The sequence below is a fragment of the Kiloniella antarctica genome, from assembly GCF_042682825.1.
Lineage (GTDB): Bacteria > Pseudomonadota > Alphaproteobacteria > Kiloniellales > Kiloniellaceae > Kiloniella > Kiloniella antarctica.
Genome location: NZ_JBHUII010000004.1, coordinates 798692 through 824824, shown reverse-complemented (window position 1 = coordinate 824824; position 26133 = coordinate 798692). Strand labels below are relative to the sequence as shown.

General features: G+C 45.7%; 24 protein-coding genes. 14 read left to right on the top strand and 10 right to left on the bottom strand.

Annotation, left to right across the window (positions count from 1 at the left end):
* The first annotated feature begins 328 nt into the window (after window positions 1-328).
* Complete coding sequence (locus tag ACFSKO_RS10880; protein WP_380251389.1) at window positions 329-2338, top strand: bifunctional metallophosphatase/5'-nucleotidase; 2010 nt, start codon at window positions 329-331, stop codon at window positions 2336-2338.
* 91 nt (window positions 2339-2429) lie between these two features.
* Here the strand turns inward: ACFSKO_RS10880 and ACFSKO_RS10875 are convergent, their stop codons facing one another.
* Window positions 2430-3194, bottom strand: coding sequence for an SDR family oxidoreductase (locus ACFSKO_RS10875; RefSeq protein WP_380251387.1), 765 nt, complete (start codon window positions 3192-3194; stop codon window positions 2430-2432).
* 262 nt (window positions 3195-3456) lie between these two features.
* Between ACFSKO_RS10875 and ada the strand changes: the two genes are divergently transcribed.
* The 3 genes from ada (at window position 3457) to ACFSKO_RS10860 (ending at window position 7124) form a co-directional block, all read left to right on the top strand.
* Window positions 3457-4539 carry a bifunctional DNA-binding transcriptional regulator/O6-methylguanine-DNA methyltransferase Ada gene (ada, locus tag ACFSKO_RS10870; protein ID WP_380251385.1) on the top strand — a complete coding sequence of 361 codons (1083 nt, stop codon included), beginning with the start codon at window positions 3457-3459 and terminating at the stop codon, window positions 4537-4539.
* Window positions 4536-5234 carry a 2OG-Fe(II) oxygenase gene (locus tag ACFSKO_RS10865; RefSeq protein ID WP_380251383.1) on the top strand — a complete coding sequence of 233 codons (699 nt, stop codon included), beginning with the start codon at window positions 4536-4538 and terminating at the stop codon, window positions 5232-5234. Before ada ends, ACFSKO_RS10865 begins: the two co-directional genes overlap by 4 nt.
* A 180-nt stretch (window positions 5235-5414) precedes the next feature.
* A complete protein-coding gene (locus ACFSKO_RS10860; protein ID WP_380251381.1) occupies window positions 5415-7124 on the top strand; it encodes a methyl-accepting chemotaxis protein in 1710 nt (569 codons plus the stop codon).
* A gap of 32 nt (window positions 7125-7156) precedes the next feature.
* Here ACFSKO_RS10860 and murI read toward each other — a convergent pair whose 3' ends face one another.
* Complete coding sequence (murI, locus tag ACFSKO_RS10855; RefSeq protein ID WP_380251379.1) at window positions 7157-8131, bottom strand: glutamate racemase; 975 nt, start codon at window positions 8129-8131, stop codon at window positions 7157-7159.
* Window positions 8121-8492 carry a hypothetical protein gene (locus tag ACFSKO_RS10850; protein ID WP_380251377.1) on the bottom strand — a complete coding sequence of 124 codons (372 nt, stop codon included), beginning with the start codon at window positions 8490-8492 and terminating at the stop codon, window positions 8121-8123. The genes murI and ACFSKO_RS10850 overlap by 11 nt, the downstream gene beginning before the upstream one ends.
* 145 nt (window positions 8493-8637) lie before the next feature.
* Here ACFSKO_RS10850 and ACFSKO_RS10845 point away from each other — a divergent pair, with 145 nt between their 5' ends.
* From ACFSKO_RS10845 to ACFSKO_RS10830, 4 genes are all read left to right on the top strand, one after another.
* Window positions 8638-9696, top strand: coding sequence for an ankyrin repeat domain-containing protein (locus ACFSKO_RS10845; RefSeq protein ID WP_380251375.1), 1059 nt, complete (start codon window positions 8638-8640; stop codon window positions 9694-9696).
* A gap of 233 nt (window positions 9697-9929) precedes the next feature.
* Complete coding sequence (locus tag ACFSKO_RS10840) at window positions 9930-10643, top strand: GcrA family cell cycle regulator (RefSeq protein WP_380251373.1); 714 nt, start codon at window positions 9930-9932, stop codon at window positions 10641-10643.
* Window positions 10644-10985: 342 nt separating this feature from the next.
* Complete coding sequence (locus ACFSKO_RS10835; protein WP_380251371.1) at window positions 10986-11333, top strand: hypothetical protein; 348 nt, start codon at window positions 10986-10988, stop codon at window positions 11331-11333.
* 224 nt (window positions 11334-11557) lie between these two features.
* Window positions 11558-12802, top strand: a complete 1245-nt coding sequence (locus ACFSKO_RS10830; RefSeq protein ID WP_380251369.1) for an amidase — start codon at window positions 11558-11560, stop codon at window positions 12800-12802.
* Window positions 12803-13084: 282 nt separating this feature from the next.
* Here ACFSKO_RS10830 and ACFSKO_RS10825 read toward each other — a convergent pair whose 3' ends face one another.
* Window positions 13085-13603 (bottom strand): adenine phosphoribosyltransferase, encoded by a 519-nt coding sequence (locus tag ACFSKO_RS10825; RefSeq protein WP_380252263.1) that lies wholly within the window; start codon window positions 13601-13603, stop codon window positions 13085-13087.
* A gap of 477 nt (window positions 13604-14080) precedes the next feature.
* On the opposite strand from ACFSKO_RS10825, the gene ACFSKO_RS10820 reads away from it, so the two are divergent.
* From ACFSKO_RS10820 to ACFSKO_RS10800, 5 genes are all read left to right on the top strand, one after another.
* On the top strand, window positions 14081-14584 hold the full coding sequence (locus tag ACFSKO_RS10820; protein WP_380251367.1) for a DUF302 domain-containing protein: 504 nt from the start codon (window positions 14081-14083) through the stop codon (window positions 14582-14584).
* 160 nt (window positions 14585-14744) lie between these two features.
* Complete coding sequence (locus tag ACFSKO_RS10815; RefSeq protein ID WP_380251365.1) at window positions 14745-15449, top strand: class I SAM-dependent methyltransferase; 705 nt, start codon at window positions 14745-14747, stop codon at window positions 15447-15449.
* A 103-nt stretch (window positions 15450-15552) separates the two neighbouring features.
* Window positions 15553-16362 (top strand): substrate-binding periplasmic protein, encoded by an 810-nt coding sequence (locus ACFSKO_RS10810; protein ID WP_380251363.1) that lies wholly within the window; start codon window positions 15553-15555, stop codon window positions 16360-16362.
* A gap of 301 nt (window positions 16363-16663) precedes the next feature.
* Window positions 16664-17773 (top strand): SpbR family protein, encoded by a 1110-nt coding sequence (gene spbR, locus ACFSKO_RS10805; protein WP_380251361.1) that lies wholly within the window; start codon window positions 16664-16666, stop codon window positions 17771-17773.
* 260 nt (window positions 17774-18033) lie between these two features.
* Window positions 18034-18276, top strand: a complete 243-nt coding sequence (locus tag ACFSKO_RS10800) for a hypothetical protein (RefSeq protein WP_380251359.1) — start codon at window positions 18034-18036, stop codon at window positions 18274-18276.
* A 101-nt stretch (window positions 18277-18377) separates the two neighbouring features.
* Here ACFSKO_RS10800 and ACFSKO_RS10795 read toward each other — a convergent pair whose 3' ends face one another.
* The 6 genes from ACFSKO_RS10795 to ACFSKO_RS10770 form a co-directional block, all read right to left on the bottom strand.
* On the bottom strand, window positions 18378-20081 hold the full coding sequence (locus ACFSKO_RS10795; RefSeq protein WP_380251357.1) for a methyl-accepting chemotaxis protein: 1704 nt from the start codon (window positions 20079-20081) through the stop codon (window positions 18378-18380).
* Window positions 20082-20192: 111 nt separating this feature from the next.
* A complete protein-coding gene (locus tag ACFSKO_RS10790) occupies window positions 20193-21086 on the bottom strand; it encodes a DMT family transporter (protein WP_380251355.1) in 894 nt (297 codons plus the stop codon).
* A gap of 167 nt (window positions 21087-21253) precedes the next feature.
* Window positions 21254-21976, bottom strand: a complete 723-nt coding sequence (locus tag ACFSKO_RS10785) for a hypothetical protein (protein WP_380251353.1) — start codon at window positions 21974-21976, stop codon at window positions 21254-21256.
* A gap of 102 nt (window positions 21977-22078) precedes the next feature.
* A complete protein-coding gene (locus ACFSKO_RS10780; RefSeq protein WP_380251351.1) occupies window positions 22079-22696 on the bottom strand; it encodes a LysE family translocator in 618 nt (205 codons plus the stop codon).
* Window positions 22697-22926: 230 nt separating this feature from the next.
* On the bottom strand, window positions 22927-23952 hold the full coding sequence (locus tag ACFSKO_RS10775) for a polyprenyl synthetase family protein (protein WP_380251349.1): 1026 nt from the start codon (window positions 23950-23952) through the stop codon (window positions 22927-22929).
* A gap of 317 nt (window positions 23953-24269) precedes the next feature.
* Window positions 24270-25010 carry a glutathione S-transferase family protein gene (locus ACFSKO_RS10770; protein WP_380251347.1) on the bottom strand — a complete coding sequence of 247 codons (741 nt, stop codon included), beginning with the start codon at window positions 25008-25010 and terminating at the stop codon, window positions 24270-24272.
* 94 nt (window positions 25011-25104) lie between these two features.
* On the opposite strand from ACFSKO_RS10770, the gene ACFSKO_RS10765 reads away from it, so the two are divergent.
* A complete protein-coding gene (locus ACFSKO_RS10765; protein ID WP_380251345.1) occupies window positions 25105-26025 on the top strand; it encodes a LysR family transcriptional regulator in 921 nt (306 codons plus the stop codon).
* Window positions 26026-26133: the final 108 nt, after the last annotated feature.

Sequence of the window (26133 nt, the reverse complement as noted above, 5' to 3'; positions counted from 1 at the left end):
ACCGCATCGCGCATGTAGGTTAACTACACTTGCTCCTCGCTTCTCGTGCCCTAAAAAAATGCACCCACTATTATCTGTAAATTGGAAAAGAGGGGGGATGAAATCCCCTCGTTAAAAGGCTCTCTTCTGGGTGGATAATAACAGAACTTGGTTGAAAATCTGCTGCGTAAAGTTACGTATTAATAGGGGATAAGCTCTACGTTAGGCGTAGAGGAGGGGGACCCTTCACTTAAACATCACCAGAAGGTCACATCCCAGTCATACCCCGGTAACACAAGCTGATCATGTTGGCGAAATTCAACATATTCTTCTGAAAGTGAGTTGCCGCATGTCTGATATTCCATTGGGAATGACCCGTCGCCGTTTGTTGTTGGGGGGTGTTGTGGCTGCATCTGCCGTTGGGTTTTCTCCGTTTTTGTCGGTGCGCAGTAATGCCGCGCCACTGGTCGGTGAATTACAATTGGTTCCAGCCACGCCTAATCCTTTGGGAAGTATCGAAAAGCTCTTCTTGCTCAAAGGTGATCCGTTGAAAACACCTATTAATCGTATTGTGACTGAGGACGGAAATGCAGTTCCCACGCCAAAATTGGCAGCAGGGGAGCGCCGGGTTTTGCGCGTTTTGCACTTTAACGATATGCACAATCACATTACGGAACTACATGGTAAAAAGGGTGATACTCACCGGTTTTCTCAAATTGTAAAACGGGTAAAAGAAGTACGCGCAGCGGCGGCAGAAGATGAAGCTGTGCTGTTTGTTTCTGCCGGGGATGATCATACGGGATCAATCTTTGATGAGCTTATGGGGTGGAATGTTGACGAGTTTGTCGCGGATGCAGGTTATCGAACTTATTCTGCGGCCGGGCTTGATATTGCTGCTATCGGTAATCACGAATTTGATCGTGGCGCGGAACTTTTGAAAAAAGCTGTTCAAACGGATGCACGGTTCCCGCTGTTGTCTGCCAATGTACATTCTTCGCAACACATGAAACGTGATGAAGACTATGTCGCAGCCGCGATTGCAGAGATAAAAGGACTGCGGGTCGGGTTGATCGGTTTGACAACCAACATTGATACGCGTGTTGGGCAAGAAGACGACTTAACCTTGGCTGTTGATCGCCCGCTCAAAGCTGTAGAGAATTTGTTACCTGCTGTTGCCGAGGTTTCCGATGTTGTCGTGATCTTGTCACACTGTGGATATGGCGTCGGCAAACACACATCTGGCAAGGCGGCGACGGCGCGGGATGTTGGCGAGGGGGATTTTGCCATCGCAGGATTGGCGAGTAAGTTGACCGACAAGCCCGTTGTTGTGGTCGGCGGTCACACCCATACCCGCCTCAACGAAGAAAAAATTGAAGAAGCCAATTTGATCGACGGTGTATTGATCACACAGGCCGAAGCCCACGGTAAATATCTTGGGGATATTACTATGTCTATTGCTGCGGAAAATGGTCGTAAAGACTGGTACAGCTCGGTTTCCCTGCACCCGATCAAAAAAAGCGACAAGCGTGTAACCGTTGATGACCCCAAATATGCATCTCTTCAACAAGAAGGCGATTACGACGCCGCGTTTGAGCAGGCTAACATCGCCCCCTTGATCAAAGCGTTGGATAGCAAATTGGCCGAAGTTATCGGCGAAGTTAAGGATGCTGATCTGACACGGGACAAGATGGTTGTGTCGCGGTATGTGGGGGAAAACAGACTCGCTAACTACATGAATGATGCTGTTCTTGCCAGATCTCAAAACTTTACGGACGGCCCGGTTGATTTTGCACTGTTCAACGCCACGGGAATTTCAAGCGGTGTCGAACAAGGGGCGCTGAGTTTCAAGAACTGGTACGATGTTATGCCTTATGCTGATGCCATCCATATTGCCAGCCTGAGCGGGCAACAGATCCACGATATGTTGCAATCCAACGCTAAACGTTTGTTGCGGGCTGAAGAGATTGCGACAACGGATCAGGAAGGCTTTGTCTCTCGCGGGTTCTTACATTTTTCATCAGGCATTCGGTATGAAATTGATCCCGGCGCTTCTGCAGAGCAAGCCAAAGCAATTAACATTACCCTCAAAGGCCAACCCGTTGAAGAGTGCTTGGGCAAAACCTTTAGTATGGTGTTGAACACTTATTTGGCACTGGGGGGATTTGGCGAGAACTGGAATGGGAAAGCAATTGGCGGCGGCGTTCCGGGAGATATCCCAAGTTTTGATATGCGTGCTTTGGAATACAATCATACGGGTTTGGTATATCGTAACGAAGTGATTGCTCATATTCGCAACACAAAGGTCATTTCTGCAGATACTGGTGCGCGCATTGATGGGCGCGTGGTGGTTTTGAGCTAAGCGAAGCGTTCTAACGATAACAGGGCCTGCTTTTCTGGCAGGCCCTGTTATTCTTTTGATTAATCTTCATGGGGTGGTTTTAGGTGGAATATCAGGTTTTGTTAATGGATACGCCTCCTTCAACCAGCATGGCTGTGCCTGTAACAAAGCTAGCGTCATCGGAAGCGAGAAACAGTGCGGCTTTAGCAATTTCTTCTGGTTCAGCGATCCGTTTTAAGCCATGAAGGCTTTTTACAAACTCTTCTATTTCCGGGTTAGATGCGACCGTGCGGCCCATAGGGGTGTCGGTGCCACCAGGCAGTAGGCTGTTGACCCGCAAACCTTTGGGGCCATATTCAGTTGCCAGTGCCAGCACCATGCCGTTGATCCCGGCTTTTGAGGCGGCGTAGGCGGCCATGCCGGGCATGCCGATGGTGTGGCCGACAAAGCTGGAAGTAAATATCAGGGAACCGTATTTGCTTTCAAGGAGAGCTGGGATTTGATGTTTGGCACCGAGAAAGGCAGACGTCAGGTTGGTATTGAGAGTATCATGCCACCCTTCGAGGGTAATATCGGGTGTATCGCCCATCGCCCCGAGAGTACCTGCGTTATTAAAAGCAATATCGAGTTGGCCGTAAGTTCCCGTTGCAACTTCGACCAATGCTTTGGCGTAAGTCTCATCGGTAACATCCCCGGCTATGGCGAGGGCTTGACCGCCATCGACCCGAATTTCTTCGATTAGTATATCCAGTTCTGCTTGTCGCCTTGCGCCTGCGATAACCTTGGCACCCTGCGCGGCAAATAGTTTGGCGGAAGCGCGGCCAATGCCCGAACTTGCGCCTGTAATGATGGCAACGCGGTTTTCTAATCTACTCATCTTTTGGTCCTTAAAAAGATATACGTGTTAAAATGTCGGACCTTATGATTGCTGTTACTTGGTTTTAAAAAACTCTGCTTCTTGTTCTGGAATTTTAAAAGGTAACAAAATGAGGGTATGTAGCGTGATTGGAAAGAGGATCTGAAGTTTCTATCAATACAAAAGCAAGAACCGGAGTTCTTGCTTTTGTATTCTCGGTTAGCTTTTAGAAACTGACAAACGAGATTGATGTGATATCAGTTCAAAGACAGGAGCACCTGAGATGAGTAATAGGGCGATGAGTAAACAAAGCCAGTTTCAAAACGATGACAATCGCTATCAAGCGATTGTGGATCGAAATGCTGATGCTGATGACATCTTTTATTACGCGGTACTTACCACGGGTGTTTATTGTCGACCATCTTGTGCAGCGCGGTTAGCGCGACGGGAAAATGTGAGCTTTCATGAGACCTGTAAGGATGCTGAAAAAGCGGGCTTTCGCGCCTGTAAACGCTGCCGTCCCAATGAAATGAAAAAGCAAGAGCGTCAGGCGCTGGCGGTTGCCAAGGCCTGTCGTCTGATTGAAGAGGCCGAAGACGTCCCCGATCTTGATGCCTTGGCAGAGGCCGCGGGCATGAGCCGCTTTTACTTTCATCGTGTGTTCAAGTCGATCACAGGTGTCACCCCAAAGGCTTATACTACGGCACATCGTGGTAATCGGGTCCGTGAAGAATTACGTGGTAGCGAAACCATCACAGAAGCGATTTATGACGCTGGGTTTAATTCCAACGGGCGTTTTTATGCCAACACGAAAAACTTGCTTGGCATGAAGCCAACCAGTTACCGTAAAGGCGGGGTTGATACGGAAATTCGCTTTGCTTTGGGCGAGTGTACATTGGGTTCTATTCTCGTTGCCGCGAGTGACAAGGGCATTTGCTCGATTTTGCTGGGGGATGATCCCGAAGATCTGGTGCAAGACCTTCAAGACCGCTTTGCCAAGGCTATCTTAAAAGGCGGCGATGCGGAGTTTGAGAAATGGGTCGCGCAGGTGGTGGGCTTTGTCGATGATCCGAGTATTGGTCTGGATTTACCGTTGGATATCCGAGGTACGGCCTTTCAGCAGCGGGTCTGGAAAGCCTTGGGCGATATTCCGGTCGGTAGCCGGATGAGCTATTCGCAAGTGGCTGAGAAAATTGGCTCACCAAAGGCTGTGCGCGCCGTGGCTTCTGCCTGTGCTGCGAACCACATTGCTGTGGCCATTCCCTGCCATCGGGTGGTGCGTAATGATGGTGCGCTGTCTGGGTATCGCTGGGGCGTAGAGCGCAAACAACAGTTGCTCGACTTTGAAGCGGTTGCCGCAGAATGAGATCAATTGAGCTTTTAGATGGAGACCAGATCGAAACGGATCTGGATCAGCAGGGCTATGCGATTGTCAAAGGGTTGATCGGAACAGAAGACTGCGTGAACTTGGCGCAGATCTATGATCAAGATGATCCTTTCCGTTCCCGGATTCTTATGGCACGGCACGGTTTTGGACAGGGGGAATATAAATACTTCTCCTATCCGCTTCCCGATCTGGTTTCTGATCTCAGGACGGGCCTTTATCGCCCGCTTGCCAATACGGCCAACCGCTGGAACGCGGCCATGAATATGGAACAACGTTTTCCAGAAACACACGCTGAATATCTCAAGTTATGTCATGCTGCCGGGCAAACCAAACCCACGCCGCTCTTGTTGCAATATGGTGTGGGCGATTACAACTGCCTGCATCAAGATGTGTATGGGGAGCTATTATTTCCGCTTCAAGTGGCCTGTTTATTATCGAAACCCGCCGAAGACTTTACCGGAGGGGAACTGGTTCTCACCGAGCAGCGCCCCCGGATGCAGTCCCGGGCCGAGGTTGTGCCGCTGGAGCAGGGAGATGCCGTCATCTTTCCTGTGCGAAATCGCCCCAAACAAGGCACCCGTGGCACCTATCGGGTAAATATGCGTCACGGCGTCAGCAAAATACGCTCCGGTCAACGCCACACCCTCGGCATTATATTCCACGATGCACAGTGAAGGCATGCTATACGACTAGTCTTTTCTAAACAGAAAAAACTTAACCACCCATAGACTGAAAAACGAATTGTTAACCAAAATATCGGACATTTCCTTACAGTAAATAAAACAAATATAAAATATGAGCACAGTGAAGTGCTCTGCCAATGTGGAAAGTTTGGCGGTAGGGAGTGTTGTGTAATGGAAATGATGGTTGCTGATCCTGGGAGTGATCCGCTTATACAAGCCGAACGGGATGCTTATGCGGCGAGAAGAGAGCTTCATACTCTTGGAGACGCTCTGCAGGGTGAATTCGAAGGAACAATGTCGCAAGCAAAAGAAGCGGGCGACGCGATGCAGGCGGCGAGTGTTGCTACACGACAAGCCATTGAATCGGTCAGTTCTCGTGCGCATGATTTAGAAAACGATGCGAATACCGCAACGCAAAATGTTGATGCTGTTGCGGCTGCAACCGAAGAAATGAATGCTTCTATCTCCTTGGTTGGAGAGCACGTTTCCAAGACTGCCGAGGGCGCAAAGGGGGCTTCTGCGCAAGCGCGCGGCGCAACTGAGACCATCCAAACTTTGGCTCGAGCATCCGAACGCATTGGTGACGTGGTTAAGCTTATCGAAGGCATTGCAGGTCAAACCAACCTACTTGCATTGAACGCGACCATTGAAGCCGCACGAGCAGGTGATGCCGGAAAAGGTTTTGCTGTTGTCGCCAGTGAGGTGAAAAGCTTGGCCCAGCAAACTGCGAATGCGACCAAAGACATAACAAATCAGGTCAATGAAATTCAAAGTGTCACAGCCCAAGTGGTTGATGTAATAGCAAATATTTCTGAAGTTATTGGCTCGGTTGAGGATTTTTCATCTGAAGTCGCTGATCGTGTGCAAGAGCAAGTTGCTGCCATTAATGAGATTGGTCGAAATGCCCAGCAAGCGGCAATTAGTACACGGCAAGTTACTGAGTCCATGTCTGAGGTTGTGAGTGAAGTAAATCACGTTGCAGATAAAACTGGAGAGCAAGAAGCAAGCGCGAACAAAATGCGGGAGCTGATTGAAGCTTTGAATCTTCGATTGCAAACAGCAGTGAATGAAACAAATAGTTCCAGTACTGAGGCCTTGGATCGTATTCCTTTTGATTTATCGATTACGGTTAAAAAGGGCGAACAAGAATACCCTGCTGAACTTCGAAATATGAGTTCTTTGGGTGGTGTCCTTGTCGGGTTGAAATGTGATCTGGCTGGGGGTGATAGGATCGATATTGATCTCCCGCCTTTGGGGGCAATGTCGGCTGTGATAAAGGGGACTTCAAGCGCAGGATTTCAGGTTGAATTTGAAACATCTGCAAAGCAGATAACATCGAAATTCCTAAAGGGACACACCGCCATCGACCAACCCTTTATTGCTAAAGGAATTAAGTCTGCCAATCGTATTGGATCGCGTTTTTCTCAGGCTATTGATACAGGTGAAATTTCTTTGGATGATCTCTTCGACGTCGAATATCAATCTGTCGAAGGGAGTAATCCACAGCAACATCTTACGCGCTATTTGGCCTTTACCGATAAGGCTCTGCCGGAAATACAAGAACCTGTTTTAGACTTTGATGACCGTGTCGGTTTCTGTGCGGCGGTTGATGTGAACGGCTTTCTGCCGACCCATAACCTAAAATATAACAACTCTCAAAAAGCTGACGATCCGGTTTGGAACGCGGGAAATTGCCGTAACCGTCGGATCTTCACCGACCGTACAGGGGCTTCTGCGGGTGCTAACACCGAAAACTATCTGTTACAGAGTTATCTGCGTGATATGGGCGGTGGGAATTTCGTTTTAATGAAAGATCTCAGTACACCGATCATGGTCAAGGGCAGGCAGTGGGGTAATCTCCGCCTTGGTTATGCACCTTAATTATGGGGCGTTTATTTATTGAAGCACTGCCTTTAATCTAGGATTGCCTTGGTCCAATTCTCTTCGATCTCTTGAGAAATAAAACCATCAGACTGAAAGATTTTGGTTGTTTCTCGTACATGATCTGGGCAGCCAGAAGTAAAGTGTAGAATGTTCTGTTGCCCGCTAGGGATCTGGCTAGGGATTTGGCAGGGGATCTGAACGTCTGATGCAATTAAATGTGAGTGCCGTGAGAGATAGTCCTTGAGACTATCGGCACAAATAGAGGGTTGGCAGAGAATTGGCACGGACTGGCCCATGATGTTGCCGATGATTTTTTGTGCAGCTTTTTCAAAAGCATTTTTCAACAATGGATAATGGGTGCAGCCAAGCATTATCCAGTTGGGGATTTTATTGCTCTGATCAACGAGCTGACTGACGTACCTCTCAACCAGAGTATCTATTGTTGCTGTGTCTTTTTTACTTTCCAGCGCAGGAACCAGTTCTGGACAGGCTTGTTGAAGAACATCAAGCAGGGGGGCGCGTTTGCCGATTTCAACAAGGTAGGTTTTGCTTTTGACCGTGGCTTCGGTCGCAAAGATACCAACTGTTCCTCTTAAATTTTGTTGACGATGTTGTTCCCACTTGATCCAAGGACGATCAGTGATGGTCTCTACCATGGGAACGAGGACCCCAAGAATACGATTGTCCGGGGCCCGATTTGGAAGCCATTCTTGCTGAAGCTTCCGCAGGGCAATTGCGGAGGCCGTATTACAGGCAAGGATGACAAGCTTGCAACCTCGGTCAAAGAGAAAGTCAACGCCTTGTCGCGTGAACTCGTAAACTTCAGAACCGCTTTTCGGGCCATAGGGCGCGCGGTTATGATCCCCCAAGTAAATAAATTTTTGATGGGGCAACGCAGCGCGCAACGCGTGTAAAACGGTTAACCCACCTGAGCCGGAATCAAAAACCCCAATAGGCACATTGGGCTCTTTTTCATCAAGACGTGATTTTTGCTTAGCTGTCATCTTTACAGGTATAGTTCCCGCTTATGGCAGGAATTTGACGATGTTGGTAAGCAAGCTCGAAGGGTTGATCTGATACCTGCAAGTGTTTGTAAGTGATCAGCAAACGACAAAATTTCTTCAAGTTATTATCTAATTCCTCTTTTGCCTGACCACCTGTAATGAGAAAGCGAATTTCTGTGTCAGACAAGATTTCGACCTGACCTACACCGAGATCAGTAAGGTTGCCAAAATCAGCAATTGCAGAATGGATTTGCTGACGTTGGTTTACCTCAATCTCTTTTGGTGAGAATAAGGTAAAGCTAGAGTAGGCTATGATTATGATCAGGGAAATTGCCCCGATGATCCACCAGTTTTTGAGCATGGTTGCGTTGTTCTCTTTTCCTGTGTAAAAAAACGGAAGCTTTTATTTATGTACTCAGTTTGGGTACAAAAAGGTTTTAGCCTGTGTTTTGGGGGGATCCCATTAACACCGGGTGTTGGGTGCGGAATATATCACGGTGTTAGTAATGCGAAAGCCAATTTTCGGCAAGTTGCCGCTTATCGGGACGACAGTCTTGGGTATTGCCGTGGGCGTACTCAGTCCGTCTATAGCTTTTGCTGATTTCCAAGAAGGGCAAAAAGCTTTCCAAGCTGAAGATTATTCGGCGGCATTTCGTTATTGGCAGATGAGTGCTGATCAAGGGGAATCCCTTTCCCAATTGCATCTGGCACGACTTTATCGCGACGGCATGGGCACGGATCAAGATAAAATTGCGGCTGCGCTCTATTATTCGCTGGCATCGATACAAAACCTGAAAGAAGCAAGCGCAGAAAAAGAATTACTATTAGAGGACTTTACCGAAGAAGATTCTCAATTGGCCAGTAAATTGATGGCGAGTTGGGAGCCGATTGACGTACCGATGATTTCCGAAAAACGTCCGCTTAGTGTAGAAGATAAGGAAAAGACACGTTGGTTTAAAGCTGCTGAAAAGGGTGATGTAAAAGTCATCGAAGAAATGATTGAAAGCGGATTTGAACTTAATGCCCGCGATAAGGATGGCTGGACGGCTCTGATGTTGGCTGCTTTGAACAATCATCAAGTGACGTCGAGCAAATTGATTAATGCAAACGCAGATCTGACCGTTTCTGATTCTCTGGGGATGACAGCCTTGATGGCGGCTTCTGTTGCCGGAAATAAAAGCCTTGTCGAGTTCATGGTCAAATCCGGTGCGGATATTGAACGTGAAGACAGCGCCGGCGAAACGGCGGAATACATGGCGGAACAGGCAGGGCATGTTACCGTCGCGCGGTATTTCTCGACGATGGAACTTCCTGAAGACCAAGTGAAAAAGGCTCAGGAACTTCTTATCGCCCTGGGGTACCTGGAGGGCAGTGCCGATGGCAAGTCCGGGCCTAAAACCTCCGAAGCTGTGAAAAATTTTCAAAAAGATAATGAACAAAAGCCAACCGGATTGGTTCGTAAACTTCTTTTGGAAACTCTTAAAGGTAAAGTTCCTGTAAAGCCTGTACCTGATGCTGATAAGGAAGAGATTTCATTTGAATCTGCATCGGCGGTGCAAGAATAATTCATGGTTTGGTATCTGAGTGTTTGATATTGGCGCGTTTAAATGGGATATGTCTGCTTAAGAGTTGATTTATGACACATATTTTGCCGTTATCTCGAAATATACAGAGTTATTTCAGTTCAGAGACTCGACTCGGGTTGCCTAAAACTATATGGTGGCCCGTCGTTCGCGGAGATTAGATCTCTAATTCTTCGCTTCATATTTATTCTTTTACATACGTTAAGGCAGTCTAGATGAACTGGACGGAAGAGCGCATTGAGCTTCTGAAAAAACTATGGGCAGAAGGCCATAGTGCTTCGCAAATTGGCAAAATGCTGGGCGTTTCTAAAAACGCTGTAGTCGGTAAAGCCCACAGGATGAAACTGGCTGCAAGGCCTTCTCCTATTAAGCGCAGTGCCAAGAGTGATACTGCTAAAAAGGATGCACCTGCTAAAAAGGCTGCTCCTAAAGCTGTTAAACCTGCTGCTGCGACGGTGAAGCCTGAACCAAAGGCGGCGAGAGCTGCACCTGCCGCTGCGAAAGCGTCTGTGGTGCCACCTAAACCTCGGGGTTTTGCCCCGCCACCACGGCCTGTTGCCCCTAAGGTTCAAAAGGCACCAACCGCTGCTGAGCTTAAAGCTGCTTCTCTTCCTGCAAAAGCACGTCGTAAAGCAAGTTCTGATGCTGCGGATCGTAAGCTTTTTAGTGGAGCACTTGAAAAGCGTAAGGGACCAAAATGTCTCTGGCCTGAGGGTGATCCTGGAGATGATGATTTTCATTTCTGTGGTGCGCCAGCCGTGCCTAGTAAGCCTTATTGTGCTGAACATTGTGCGCGAGCCTATATTACAAAGAGCAGCCGTAACTCGAAGAAGCCGGTGATGCCTTTGGTTGACAATAGCGCCAAAGATAATAAAGAAGGCGCTTCTTCTACAGAAGGATCATCTTCTTCAGAAACAAAATCTGCTTAGGTTATTTTGTTTCGGTCCCTTCGTTAAGGCGGTAAATAATTTAAATCAACCTCTGTAATTTCTACAGGGGTTGATTTTTTTATGCCTTCGGATCTTGTGATATTTTTCAAAAAATATTTTTTATTGAGAATACAGATTCAAAAAAATAAGTATAAATCCCAATTTTGTCAGATTTTCGCCCGAATTATATAATTAACTGGCTTTGTATTATACTGATCGGAAAATTAAGAGCGGTTGTCGCTCTTGTTTCTTTTTAGTCTGAGCGACCTATGTTTTTTTTAATAGTGAACGCTTTTGGGTACGTTAAAAGAGGATAATTTTATGTCAAAGGTACAATACAGAATGAATAAACGTAAATATTCAGGTCTGAAGAAACTGCCTTTAACGATGCTGGTCGTGACTGGTGTTTTAACAACAGTGATGACGTCTCCCCTACATATCCAATACGCTCATGCTCAAGAAGAAGACCCTGGGGAAATGGCCCGGGAGAGTATTGAATTGATGATGAAATCACTCCGCTTGGTTATCGACGCCATCCCTCAATATGAAATGCCTGTCATCAATGACAATGGGGACATCATTATTCGGCGTAAACAAAAAGATGATTGGGAAGATTTGGACGATACGCCTGAGACTGATCCATTGGAAAACAATCCAAACGCCGATGATGGAAGCCCCAAAGAAATTTGATTAAGACAAATACGATAATAAAACAGGTTTGCTAAGGGCTGATTTAAACAAGGCCCGGTAATTTTAAACAAGGTCAGGTAATTTTTAACAAGGTCAGATAATCGCCCCTAAAAATATTACAGGCTTGTTTGTAAAATTGACCTTTGAGGACAAGGACAGCCTTGCAGCAAAGACCATGGCAGGGTAACTCATTTATATAGGAATGAGTATGAAGGAACGATCCCATGTTCGATAGTCTAGGTGCGTTTGTCCCCGGTGGAAATATGACCTTTGAAGGCGCAGAAAAAGGCCCTTTAAAGGGTTTTGGTTTTGCGGTGAAGGATATTTATGACCTGAAAGGGTATGTAACGGGGTATGGCAATCCCGATTGGCAAAGTCGCCGACGACCCTCAACAGCACATGCGGTTATCGTTCAAAAACTCCTTGATGCTGGGGCGATGGTGATCGGAAAAACCATAACCGATGAGTTTGCCAGTAGCCTGGACGGTCAAAACTATCACTATGGTACCCCGGCAAACCCGGAAGCTCCTGGACGTATTCCTGGTGGATCATCCAGTGGTTCTGCCTCTGCGGTTGCTGGTGGCCTTGTTGATTTTGCATTAGGTTCTGATACTGGCGGGTCGATCCGTATTCCGGGAAGCTATTGCGGCCTTTTTGGTCTACGCCCCACGCATGACCGCATCACGAAAGAAGGTGTTTTACCGCTGGCCGACAGTTTTGATACCGTTGGCTGGTTTGCCAGAGATGCTTGGCTGTTAAATTTGGTTGGCGAAGTTTTGATGGACGCTAAAGCCCGTGTTGACGTTATGCCGGAAAAGCTTCTGGTTGCTGTCGATGCTTTTGAGGCGCTTGATGAACGCAGTCGCCAAGCCTTGCGGCCGCATCTCGAACGCCTCGAACAGCGCCTTGGCAAGGCTGAATATGTGAGCCTCAACCCTGATAACCTCCAAGCCACAGGCCTAAGCGATACACCACAGTTGGGGCTTCTTGGTCTCGCGGGACTTTTTCAAGTACTCCAAGGACGCGAAGTTTGGGACACCCATGGCGCGTGGTTTGAGCGGGTGAAGCCCAAGATGGGACCGGATATTCAACAGCGTATGGATTGGCGTAAGACGATAACCGATGAGCAGGTGTCCGATGCCGCTGAAAAGCGGGAATTTTTTAACAGGCGTTTAGCCGGGTTACTAACACCAAAGACGGTGCTTTGTTTACCTTCTGCCCCTGGGATCGCACCGCGAATTAATGAAAATTCCGAAGTGCTTATGGCGCACAGATCACAGCTGCTCGCATTGACTTCGCCTGCAGGATTGAGCGGTTGCCCGCAAATTACCATGCCTCTTGCCACGCTTGATGGCTGTCCGCTTGGGTTGTCTCTTATGTCCGCGCGGGGCGGCGATCTGGAACTGTTGTCATTTGTTGAGAAATTCTGTGGCGGTGAGAATGAAAGTCAATCCCTGTCCCCCTTCTAATGGAAGGCGCTTCGCACTGTGGGGTTCCCGTAAATAATCGGTCGCGGATCGTTAGGGGCAGTCAACGAAACCTTCGGCAAGTTCATTTTATCCACACAAATTATACCCTGAACTTGTTGCTGCTGGTTTTAAGGTTGTGTCGGACGTGATGGTAGTTAGTCACGAAAGCGGAGCATACGGCAAAGAGGGGAGTGATCCGTGTTATAGCTCCCCTCTTTGCCGTATGCTCCGCTAGAACGGGTTGATTAATTCACTGTATTGGGCTTAATGGATAGGGTGTGATTAGTCGTCGTATTGGATCAGGCTTGTTACCGGAATGTTACTCAATTTATCTCTTCCTTTAAGGAAGGTGAGTTCAATTATACAAGCGACTCTTTTGACATCAGCACCTGCTTGTTGCATCAGCGCAATAGCTGCTTCCATGGTGCCGCCTGTTGCCAAAAGATCATCCAGCATAATTACGCGTTGGCCAGGTTTAACCGCACCTTCTTGTATTTCTATAGTATCTGTGCCGTATTCGAGATCGTAAGTGTATGAAATGGTTTTACCCGGTAGTTTACCCTTTTTGCGGATCATCATAAAGCCCATACCCAAGCGCATGGCAAGTGGTGCTGCGAGTAAGAAACCACGAGATTCAATGCCGGCAAGTACGTCAGGTTTTTCTTTTTCTATGATTACAGCAAGGCGTTCAATGGTCTCGTTCCAAGCTTCAGCATGCGCTAAAAGGGTAGAGATATCATAAAAAAGAATGCCGGGTTTAGGATAATCAGGAACTTCCCGGATGTGATCTTTTAAGTTGATGCTCATAATAACATGGTCCCTTTTTTGGGCAATTTATGGAAGGCTTGAACTAAAACCGTTTGGGAGAGGCCGTAAGGTAATCTCTTCGAACAGGCTTTGGGGTTTATGACGTTTTTATAATGATTCTGCAACAATACCTTTTCCCCTTGATAGGTGGTGTGAAACATTTTGTCAGCCATATCGGGCGGTCTTTGGTTCGATACGCCAATTGTTACGTTAGTCGGCCCTTTAAATATTTGAGTTGTTGAGTTCTTTTGGAAGATAACGCAGCTCTATAGGTTTACATTGAGCTGTGTCAAAAATCTGAAGGGCATCACAAAGCGGTGAGGGCTGTTGTTCGACCTTCTGTCTTGTGATGCTATTAGATTGAAGTTTTGTTTAATGGGCGGGAAACCCCCTCTTGTTATTAGAGGTGACATCCCTAAGTGAATAGCTCCACATTCTCAATCTCATATTCGACGCTAAAGGAGAAAGCTCGTGACCAGACACCGTTATGGTTTAATTGGATTTTTTACCAAACTGTTACCTTTGCTGATCGGCGCTGTTGTTGCTGGTGGTTTCTCTGTTGCTATGGCAGATCCGGGTTATCCGCATGATGGCATGGTAAGTATCAAGGTTGAAAAGCCTTACAAAGAGCTCAGTGCGGATTTGAAAGACTCGATTAAAGAAAACAAAATGGGTTTGGTGACGAAGGCTACGGCCAGCGGTGGTGCGGCGACACAGGGCATTACCATTCCGGGAAATATGGTTGTTGGGGTTTATCGTAATGATTTTGCCAGGCGGATGCTCAAGGCCTCTATTCCTGCAGGGATAGAAGCGCCGATCCGCTTTTATCTAACCGAGAACACAGATGGCACCACCAATCTAACTTATCGGAAACCTTCTGCTGTTTTTGCTCCTTATAATTCTGTGGAGTTGGATGTGATGGCAAAAGAGCTTGATGTTATTTTTGATGCCATTGCCCAAGGGGCAGCCAAATAGGTCAGGACCAAAGGATAACTAAATAGAGCCCAAGGGACGCCGAAGAGGTCAGCGAAAGAGGTGTGAAGTAATCGTCTCTTATGGGATAATAGTTTACCCTTTGAGTTGGATAGCGTAGAGGTTATTTCCGATCAGGCGTAAGGGTAAAAGATTAACGGGAATGAAACGACCGACAAAAGAGCGTGGGAAAAACAGCGACGATAAAGTTGCTGTTGCCGATTATTCTAATGTTCATCCTGAAGGTAAATCAGATGAGAATTCATCCGATCCTGTACAGGAAGCTCTTTATTGCGATTTTGTCGGTGGTGCCGTTGGACACCGCTTACGATTTGGTGGTGGCCGCGGGCAAGCTCTGCCAAAAGCCGCAGGCCTGACCAAGGGACGCACACCTAGAATTGTGGATGCGACGGCGGGTTTTGGACGCGATGCTTTTCTGTTGGCGTCTCTTGGGGCCGAAGTCACACTTATCGAACGTTCTCCTGAAGTTCATGCCATGCTTGAAGAAGGGATGAAGCGCGCGCGCGAAGCCGATGATTATATCATAGATATCATCTCGCGCATGACGTTGCTTTTTGGTGATGCAAAGGAAGTCTTAAAAGGCATGTCACCTGATGTGGTAGTGGTTGATCCCATGCACCCGCCACGGAAAACTACAGCATTGGTCAAAAAAGAAATGAGGGTACTGCGGAGCTATGTTGGTGCGGATCCCGACGCTGAGGAGTTGATGGAAGCGGCTTTGTCCGTCGCAACCAAGCGGGTTGTTTTAAAATGGCCTGTGAAGGCGGATCCTCTTGAAAATATCAGAAAACCTTCGCACCAGATTATTGGGAAGTCCACACGTTATGACGTCTTTATGATTGGTTGATACAAACTAATTGTTTCGGTTGTGTAATTTATCCAACTTTTAAGGTATAGTAAGTTTAACTAGGTTGAATATATCGGCGTAGCACTTTTGATTTGGAGGTGTGGTGGGGTATTTTCCTCGATTGGTTTTACTTATAGCTCTCGGTTTCTTTGGGAGCGTATTTTCCTCTGCTGCAAGCTCCTTCGCTCAGGCTGAAACCTTGCGTATTGCCTCTATCGATTGGTGCCCTCAGCTTTGTCCTCAAGAGGATAAAGAAGGTTATGTTCTTGATACAGTAAAAGAAATTTTCAAAAATAGTCCCTATGAAATTGAAGTCGTAACGTATTCTTGGACACGTGCGATTCACTTAGCGCGTGTTGGAAAAGTACATGCTCTTTTATCACCAGCAAAGCCGGAAGCCCCAGATTTGTTATACCCTGAGCAGGAGGTGGGGACGCAAAAGATGTGTTTCTTTGTAAAGAATACCTCGCCTTGGAAGTATGAGGGAATTACATCTTTGCGTGATCAAAAAATTGGCATAGCCATTGATACCTCAATCGAAGAACTGAATACCTTTATCAAAGAGCACAAGGATAAGTTCTTTTTCTCTCCTTATGGGACTGATTATCTTGAGCACTCTTTCAATATGATTGAGCGGGGTCGTTTGGACAGTTTTATCTTTACCTATAACTCGACGGTTTACTCCCTACTGCAACGTAAACTCGTTGATCGCATAAAATCAGCAGGGTGTGTTTCCTCCGGAAATATATACATGGCCTTTACGCCTGATAAGCAGCAGCGGGCTTTTGTGCTCGACGCCATGAGATATTTTGATAAGAAAATGACCGAGTTGGTTCGTAAAGAAGAAATTGCCAATATCATGCGAAACTACGGACTGCCCAGTTGGAAAAATACAGAGCTAAAAGTGTTTTGAATTGAATTTTTAAGACGGTGAGACGTAATTAGTAATAATAATGCACAATATTTTGAGAAAAAAATTAAGAAAATTATTGACCTTATCTTAAGAAACTTTTCAAATTGTGATATTAAGATATTGAAAAATATATAAAAACTTATCTGTTGTGAGATCAAAATTTGAAATTTAGGTTGAAAATAATTAAAGTTTTATTTTTTTATTAAGCATGAATTAACTGGAGGATCAGATAATAGATCCTGAGATAGTCGGTGTACCATTCTGGTCGCCTTATTAACGTTTGGAAAGAAGCTGGAGTGATATGAGTCTAACGCAGCAAGATGTCGCCAAACTTTTGGCAGATTCCTCGCCCGGTGTCCGTGCTGAAACAACGATGAAGGTTGCTTCACATTTTGACGCGAAAGATTTTACGACAGAAGAAAAAGCTGTCGCGGAAGAAATTTTTCGTGCTCTGGTTAAGGATGCAGAGATCGTTGTTCGGGAAGCGCTTTCTAGCTCTTTGAAAGCATCTGATGATTTGCCAAGAGATATCGCATTGGCTATGGCTGCGGATGTGGATTCTGTGTCTCTGCCGATACTGAAATTTTCAGATGTTTTTACAGATGAAGATTTAATTGCAATTTTGTCAAAAGAAGGCGCTGCAAAACAAGAAGCAATTGCGTTGCGAGCGCATGTCTCTGAGGCGGTTTCTGACGCTGTGATTGATACAGGCAATGAGAATGCTGTTGCCAAATTAGTTTCAAATGAAGGGGCTGTAATAACCGAAAACGGTTATGGAAAGGTTATGTCTGAATATAAGGAAAGCGAAGTCGTTGCGGGATCTCTTTCCCGTCGTCCGTCTTTACCTGCATCAGTATCCGAACGTTTGATGAATACACTGTCGGAGCGTCTTAGACATTATATCGTCAGTCGCCATGAGCTGGATTTTGATCAGGCCTCCAACTTGATTTTGCAAGTGCGTGAGCGCGCCACTGTTTCTCTTTTAAAAGAAGGCTCAAGTCACGAAGAATTGGAGAAACTGGTAAAACAGCTTCACCGAGGAAATAAGCTCACACCTTCTTTGGTCCTGCGTGCGCTTTGTTCCGGCGATATGATGTTCTTTGAAAGTGCGATGGCTGAACTTGCGGGTATCAAATTAACCAATGCACAGGCGCTGATACATGATGACGGTCAACTCGGTTTGAAATCCCTCTACAAAAAAGCGGGAATGTTGATGGCTTATTATCCTTTCGTGAAGGCGGCGATCGTTCTCTATCGCGAAATGGACTACAGCGGAGAAAACAATGATCGTGAAATTTTTGCCAGTCGGTTGTTGGAACGGTTACTGACGGTGTTTGAACTTCCAGATCAAGAATTAAGCCCCAATGAAGTTGAATATCTGGTAACTAAACTTCAGCAATACTCAGCATAACGAGATCCAGCCTAAAATCTTTATCTTGTTGAAAAGCGGTCAGTTGTCTGGCCGCTTTTTTATTTGTCTTGAATTTTTACTGACCGTGGTAGTTTTTATCAGGTATCCGCCTCAAAAAAAATTAGAGGTAATTCTCTTGAAAAGTCATTGGGAAGAACGTACCTGATAAACTGAGTTTAGATTATTTTTTCCTGAATTTCCGTCTTTAATAACCCGGCCAACTTTTGGCCGTGTTCGATAAATAAAGGTTATATAAGCGAATGTCAGGCCCAGACTTATTCTGTACCCTGTTAATTATGGGGGCTGGGGCCGTAATTATTGCGGTCGCGGGTTGGTGGTCAAGACGGCCACGAGTGCCCGGAACTATTCGCTGGATTTCACCTACTGCTATTCAGTTTCTTGCTTTAATTATTATTGTTTTGTTGGTGCCGCATCTTATCGGGTTGATGGGCGGGCAGGATTTTGCCGCCCATATATCGGCCAATCGTTCTTATGGCCGGTAGGTACACGTGACGACTGTGGTTTTTTAGGTGGTGAGAGATAAAAATAAGCCCCAGCGGGGGGGCCGGGGCTTATTCATCAAACAAAGGTTAGGGAGTGGAGATCAAGCAACCCTAACTTTGCTCAAAAAGGCCTCAACTTCTTTACCAAGTAAATCAACATTATCGGTCATTTCAGTGATCATATTTTCAACGGCTTGAGCAGCTCCGCTGGCATTTTCAGCTGTGCTGCGAACGCGATCGACCGTGTCCGTTACTTGCCCCGTACTGTATGAGGCTTCTTGGACATTTTGTGCGATATCGTGTGTCGCCTGGTTTTGACGGGCAACAGATTCTGAAATGGATCCGGATATCTCGTCGATCTTGGTGATGATATCCTGAATTCCCTTGATTGCGTCGACTGCAGATCCCGTAGCATTTTGCATGGAGGCGACTTGCTCTGAGATTTCCTCTGTTGCTTTTGCTGTTTGGGTTGCCAGTGACTTCACCTCCGAGGCAACAACAGCAAACCCTTTACCTGCTTCGCCAGCCCGTGCGGCTTCGATGGTGGCGTTTAGAGCGAGTAAATTGGTTTGTTCGGCAATATCGGAGATAAGGCCGACAACGTCACCAATTTTACGGGCTGCTTCGGATAAACCTTCAACCTCTTCATTGGTTTTTTTGATTTGAGATACGGCTTCTGTCGCAACAGAGGACGATTCTTGGACCCGTGTATCAATTTCTTCGATTGAGCTCGTGAGCTGCTGAGAAGCATTGGTTACCGCGTTAACGCTTCTGGAAGCGACTTGGCATACTTCGACAATACCACTGGCCTCAACCGATGTGGCATTTGCCACAGCAGCCATTTCTTGAGCACCAGCACTTGATTGCACTGCGCCATCAGCAACTTTTTGAGTGAGGACGCCAATTGACTGCTCAAAATTATTTGCAAGTTCAGCCAGCATGGTTTGTTTTTCTTCTTTTGTCTGACGTTCTTGTTGCTCTTGTTCTTGCTGCAGACGTTCTCGTTCAAGCGCATTACCATGGAAAATGACTAAAGCATCAGCCATATCCTTGATCTCGTCATTGAACTTTGGTCGGGGTATTTCAGTATGGATGTCTCCATTTGCCAGAGCCATCATGGCATTGGTCATACGGCGGAGTGGGCTGGTAATACTAAGAGTGACGGATGTAGAGATGATAATCGTGATAATCAAGACTGCAGCCATGATTCCGATAAGAAGCTGAGTTTGCCCTTGTAGATCCGCATTGAAGTCATCCATGTAAACCCCGGTACCAATAACCCAACCCCAGTTTTTATAGAGTTGGACGTAAGAAAGCTTTTCTACCGGATCTTCTTGTCCAGGTTTCGGCCATAGATAATCAACATAACCACCCCCGGTTTTTGAAGATTTGATTGCATTAATAAAGGCCGGGAAAATCGCTTTTCCATTGGGATCTTCGAGTTTACTAAGGTCTTTTCCGTCAAGAGACGATTTGACAGAGTGCATGATCATCACGGAGTTCATATCATTAACCCACAAATAATCACCATCGCCATAACGGATGCCGTTAATCGCAGTCAAAGCTGCTTTTTGAGCGGCCTCTTCAGTTATTTCACCTTCTTGTGCACGTTTATAATAGCCGTCTGATAAATTAATCGCGGCTTCGATAATATGTTTCAACTCGAGTTGTTTTTGTTGAAATAAATCATTTCTGAGACTGTTGAGTGAAAAGCCCCCGACAATAAGGAGACCGAGCGATGAGACAATGATCAATGAGATCAACCTATGCCCGATACGAAAACCCATTTTTTTTGTTTGTTGCATTACTCTTCCCGGTTCATTTGACGCCTAGATTACGAGCGTATTGCAAAAAGATTAAAAATATCTTTTTACATATAATTACTATCGGAGAGATCAACTTTGAGCTTATTCTCTTTATCCCAGAAAGATCAATCCTGTTCCAAATACAACTATTAAAGAGCCAATCCAGGCACCAATGGCGGGGCGTTCTTTTGTTCGTATCCACATGATAGGAAGCATGATGACAGGCGTGGTCGCAGATAATGTAGCTACGATGCCGACGTCTCCTTTGGCGAGGGCATAAAGAATCAATGTCATACCTAAGAACATGCCGAGGAACCCGGAAACGAGGATATGGGCAATGATTGTCTTATTGAGTTTAGTTCGTAGTTTAAAAGCTTGAACCGGAGCTGAGCAGAGAATGACCAACCCCAGTGCTGTGATACCAACGCGCATAGCGGAAACGGCAAAGGGATCTGCCCCTGCTGCCATAACTGGCTTAGCTATAAGAGAGCCTACAGATTGTCCAAGAGCTGCCAGTAAACCAATGCCGACGCCAATGACAAGAGGTCCTTTGATTTCTTCCCATTTGTGCATTTGATCGCGACGTTTGCCATAGACAATTGCCAAGATTACGCCAGCGATAACAATGAGCGTTCCAAGTAAAGCCGTTGGCGAAAGCGCCTCACCTAAAAAAATCCATCCCAACAGAGTGCTCATGGGAGCATTCGTTGAAAATAGAATTGCGGTGCGTCGCGGGCCAAGGCGGTTCATCGTCGCAAAGAGAGCCGTGTCACCTAGTAATATACCAATCAGGCCAGAGAGAAGTATTTCCGCAATTTGGTCTTTTTGGATGGTTTCCCATCCCCCAAAAATGCTGACATAAGTACCCAGCATGGCAAAGACAATGAGCATGCGAACTCTGTTAAAACCAATGGTTCCCAGACGCTCTACAGGCATAACGGATACGATGCCACCAATCGCCCAACAAGTCGCAGCAGAAAGCGCGGCAATCTCCACAAGATACATGATGTTAATCTATTCTAATTTTTAGTAGGTTTTGGGTAATTATTTTTCAGGAACTTTAGCCTGATTGTTATATGTGGCAAGTCGAAAAATCTATCTTGTTGGATTAGAAAAAATAATGAAAAAAATCAGTCTTAATTATGTAACCAGTAGTAATACAGAGTTGGGTTTTAAGAGTGCTTTTGGTCCTCTGCCGGGATGCTTTCTTTTGATGAATTATTTTTAGGGTCCCAAATGCGCCATAGGCTTATTATGGCCCAAAGGCCAGGTATCGGGGCAAGCAGAGTAAGCCATATGTCTGTCATTAGGTTACTTATCAATAAAAAAAGAATTGAAAAAACGAGAACAACCATAATGGTTTTACTCAGACGTGAGGGAGGCCCGATGATTTTTTTGCGTTTTTCGGAGCCAGCATCCTTTGAATTTGGGTTTGAGAGGGCCAGGTGGGGATCTGAAGTGGCCTTGGCCCAGTCTGGTTCAAATTTACCCAAAGCGTTGCCGGAATTATTGTCTGAAGTATCTCCGCTACTGCCTTTTTGCCATACGCCGTCCGATATTTCCTCTTCAACGATTTCAGCGTCAATAATCTTGGGTTGAAATTTATTGTTCTCTCCCTGATTTTTATCTTGTTGGGGCTTATTTTTCTGCTTGTCCCGCGCTAACAGTTTGTCGATCCAGTTGATCAGGATGTTGGAGAGGAGGGCGGTAATGCGTACTGACAACCAAACCACGAGGGCAATCGCAAGCATGATGCCGCCAAGTTTGATGATTTCAAATCCGGCAGGTACCTGTTGGTTTTTCAACATAACCACGCTGATAAATATCAGCGGTACAATGATAGCAAGTATGATGCTTAAGCGACTAATCGCTTGAGATGTCTTGAATTTTTCCATTTGATCGCAGCTGTGCTCCCTTACTAAATAGAATAAAGCAACAGCGTTGACAGAGTATTAACGGATTTTAACCAGTAAATTGAATGTAAAATCATGTGAATTTTATGGCGACTCACTGATGGCGAGTTTTAGCCCAAAGCTTGCAAAAGCAAGTGCGGTTGTTCTTCTGAACCAGCGCATAAAGCGTTCACTTCGTAATGCAATCGTTCCAATTAAGGAGGCAAAAGTACCATAACCTACAAATACAACAAAGGTCATCGCCATGAACATACCGCCAAGTGTTAAGGTATCGAAGACCCAAGTTGACGATTGTGGATCGACAAATTGCGGCAGAAAGGCGAGGAAAAATATAGAGAGTTTTGGGTTAAGAGCATTGATCAGTATCCCTGTATAGATGATTTTACGAGTACTAACGGGGGTATTATTTTTTTGATCAACAGCGATTGAGCCTCTTTCTGTTATCGTGAGATATGCGAGATAAAGAAGATAAGCCACACCGCAAAATTTGATAACCTGAAAAAGTAACGCACTGGTGTGCAGTATTGCAGCAACACCAAATACAGCTGCCGTCAGGCTCGGAAGAATACTAATAGTACATCCGAAAGCTGCAGCAATACTGGCTTTTCGACCAGCGGTAAGTCCTGTGGCTATAGTGTAGACGGCGCCTGTGCCAGGAATAAGAATAACTATAATTGAAGTAATCAGAAACTCTATGCTCATAATTATTCCTTTAAATACAGGGGGTTAATCTTAAAAGGTTTGCGGTAAAGATGTAGGTAGGTCACTTGTATGCAGGAGCGAATATTCTAGACAGGGTAATTATTCGCGCTTCTTAAATAGCAGCCTATAGAGGTGTATTAAAAAAAACAATTACTCTTAGCGTAAACGTAACTGATCTAATGACAGGCGCGTATCTCACCTTACTCGAAGTTTCTTTAAGATGAGTCGGTTTAAAAATCGCGCTCTATAGAGAATTCGACAGCGCCAATCAGGGCGCTTTTCTCGATGGAATCTGGGAAGATATCCAACGCGGAGATCGCTTTTGTTACATACTCTCGTGCAGTTGTCATACTGTCTTCAAGTGCGTTGTGCTTAGCTAAGAGGGTAAGCGCTGTGTCGAGATCGCCGTCAGATTGGTCAAGTTTTTCAATAACACGTGTCCAAAAAACTTTTTCTTCATCATTAGCGCGTTCGTACGCCAAAATAATGGGAAGGGTCATTTTACCTTCGCGGAAATCATCGCCCACGGTTTTCCCCAAGGCGGCTTGCTTGGCAGAATAATCAAGAATATCGTCAACGAGCTGAAAAGCGATACCAAGATATTGACCATAATTCTCGAGAGCTTCTTCTTCGACTTTAGGCCGCTCAGCGACAACGGCACCTAGACGGCATGATGCTGCAAAAAGAATGGCCGTTTTACCACTGATTACTTCAAGATAAGCTTCGCGATTGGTTTCGAGATCATTCGTCGTCATTAATTGCTGAACTTCACCTTCTGCAATAATCGCAGAGGCATCAGATAAAATGCGGATAACTTCGAGAGAACTGTCGCGTGACATAAGCTGAAAGGCGCGGCTGAACAGAAAGTCGCCAACCAACACGCTCGGTTTATTGCCAAAAATGGCGTTTGCGGTATCGCGCCCTCTGCGAAGATCACTCTCGTCAACAACATCATCGTGGAGAAGCGTCGCAGTGTGAATGAATTCTATGCAGGCCGCGAGACCAAAATGCCTGTCGCCCTGATAACCACATAGTCTGGAAGAAGCGAGGGTCAGGAGAGGTCGTAACCGTTTGCCACCAGCAGCTATGAGATGACCTGCGAGTTGGGGTATGAGTACGACGTTGGATTGCATGTGCTTCATAATCAAGGCATTTACGGCCTTGAGATCATCAGAAACGAGATCCATGAGGACCTCCATGCCATTTGGTGACACGTTTTCTTTTTGATTAGCTTTCACATCCGCAGCAATGGCCACGTTAATCCCCTAACAAATAACTGGGCACCAAATGTTGGTGCCAGACATTACCGACAGGTCGTTCTTATAGGAAGGCTTAAGGGGAGTAAACCGGATAACGGCAATTTTATGTTGCTGTGACATTAAGTTTTGAGCGTAAATTGTACTGGGCATGGCCCTTTTCCACTTCGAGGTGAAAAGATCATGCCCAGTAAGGGTTTTGGGTAAGGGTTTTACCCATCTTGTTCGCAAGCGTCATAAAGTGAATTTTATAATTCATCTTTGAGTAAGTATTTTGATATTTTACTGTGTGTGAAATGTGCGCGAGGGTTGATGATCTAGGCCGCCTGTTTTTGCATTAAACTCGAAAGGTAAGTTTCTTTCTTGATGAGGTACGCAATTAACAGTTCATGATAATTGCTGGAAACGGCCTGTCTAACAGAGGGGCGGTTCATCAGGTTTTTACGATAAGCTGAAACCTTGGGCGTGGTTGCAAAGAAGTCAAAATCTAAGAACTTTTGTAACACATCAAAATATCTAAAAATTGGCCCATATACAGCATCAATGAGCATGAAACTATCAGAGGCAAAAAATGTGGTGGTGCTCAATTGCTGTTCGAGTTGTTCAAATTTGTTACTTAGAATGTCACGCTTTTCATAAAAACTGTCGCAATCCCTAGCACTATAAAACCCGGCAATCCCTGCAAGGATGCTTGATCCAAATTCAATCCATGACCGGTGACGGGCTTTTTCGAAGCTGTCAGTCGGGTGGATTGTGTTCTCGGTGATTTCATCCAGGTACTCGCAGATGATTGCAGATTCAAACAACACACCCTGGTTAGATTTTAATAAAGGCACTTTTCCCAAAGGAGAGATTTTTTGAAACCAGTCGGGTTTGCTTGAAAGGTCGATATCGATACGTTTATAGGCAATATTTTTTTCCTCCAAAACGATAACCGAGCGCTGGACATAGGGGCAAAGGTTGAAACTAACAAGTTCGAACTCTGAGTCCACGAAGGTCTTTATCGCGGAGGGGGTGGTTTGAAATTTTGTTTTGCTGCCCATTTTCTCTTTCTCCATTAGTGGAAATCTCATGCGCTTGTTTTGGTGGTCTCTATGATTTAACGTGTACATTTGTGTTTATCAATTACAAGAAAATGAAAAGAAATATTTCATGAATGTACAGGGTGAATATTGGCGCGATCTCAGAACTGTTTTGGCGGTGGCAAACGCGGGATCACTTTCTGCAGCAGCGCGAGAGCTTGGAATTAGCCACCCGACAGTATTTCGTCACGTGAACCAGATCGAGAAAAAGCTTGAAGTCAAGCTGTTTGAGAGAAATCGTGATGGGTATAGTTTGACACCTGCGGGTGAAGCTATAACTGGTTTGGTTCAAACATTTGATCGTGATCTTGTGGTTTTAGAACGCCAACTTCTCGGGGAGGAGATCCAGCCGCGCGGGTTGGTTCGCATTACCACGACGGATACTTTGTTGATTAATTTTTTATCCCCAATTCTGACTGATTTGCAAAAATGTTATCCGGACATTGAGTTGGAAATAAATTGCTCAAATGAATTGGTGAACCTTAACCGAAGAGATGCCGAAATCGCGATCCGACCGAGTAAGGCAAGCCCGGACAATATGGTGGGACGGAAAATATCTAATTTGAATGTGGGTCTTTATGGAACCGTAAAAGAGCATAGCCATCTTGTTGATGACACGGGGGAACTCAAAGATTTTTCACTCTTAAAGGAGCAAAACTGGGTCGGTCCCGATGAGAGCCTTGCCCATTTACCTATTTATAAATGGTTACAGGAACATGGTTTTTATCCTCGAGTACGGACTCGTCACAATAGTTTGCTCGCGGTGGCTGATGCGGTTCGTAATGGTGCTGGTGTTGCTGTGCTTCCCTGTTTTATTGCGTCAGAAGATACTCGGTTGCTTGCGCTTAAGTCTCCGTTGACTGAATTTGATAACGAACTTTGGCTTTTGACTCACCCAGATTTACGCAATGTGGGACGTATTCGAGCCTGCATGGATTTTTTGGGAAAAGCGATATCAGAGAAGCGCCCACTTTTAGAAGGTAGAGCCTGAGTTCGATCCAACATTAAGTTCTTTGTTAAGGTCAGGTTGCTCGGTATACTGGCTCGGGTATTTATACACGGTATCAACGAAAATATTTTGCGGTTAATGTTCTTGTTA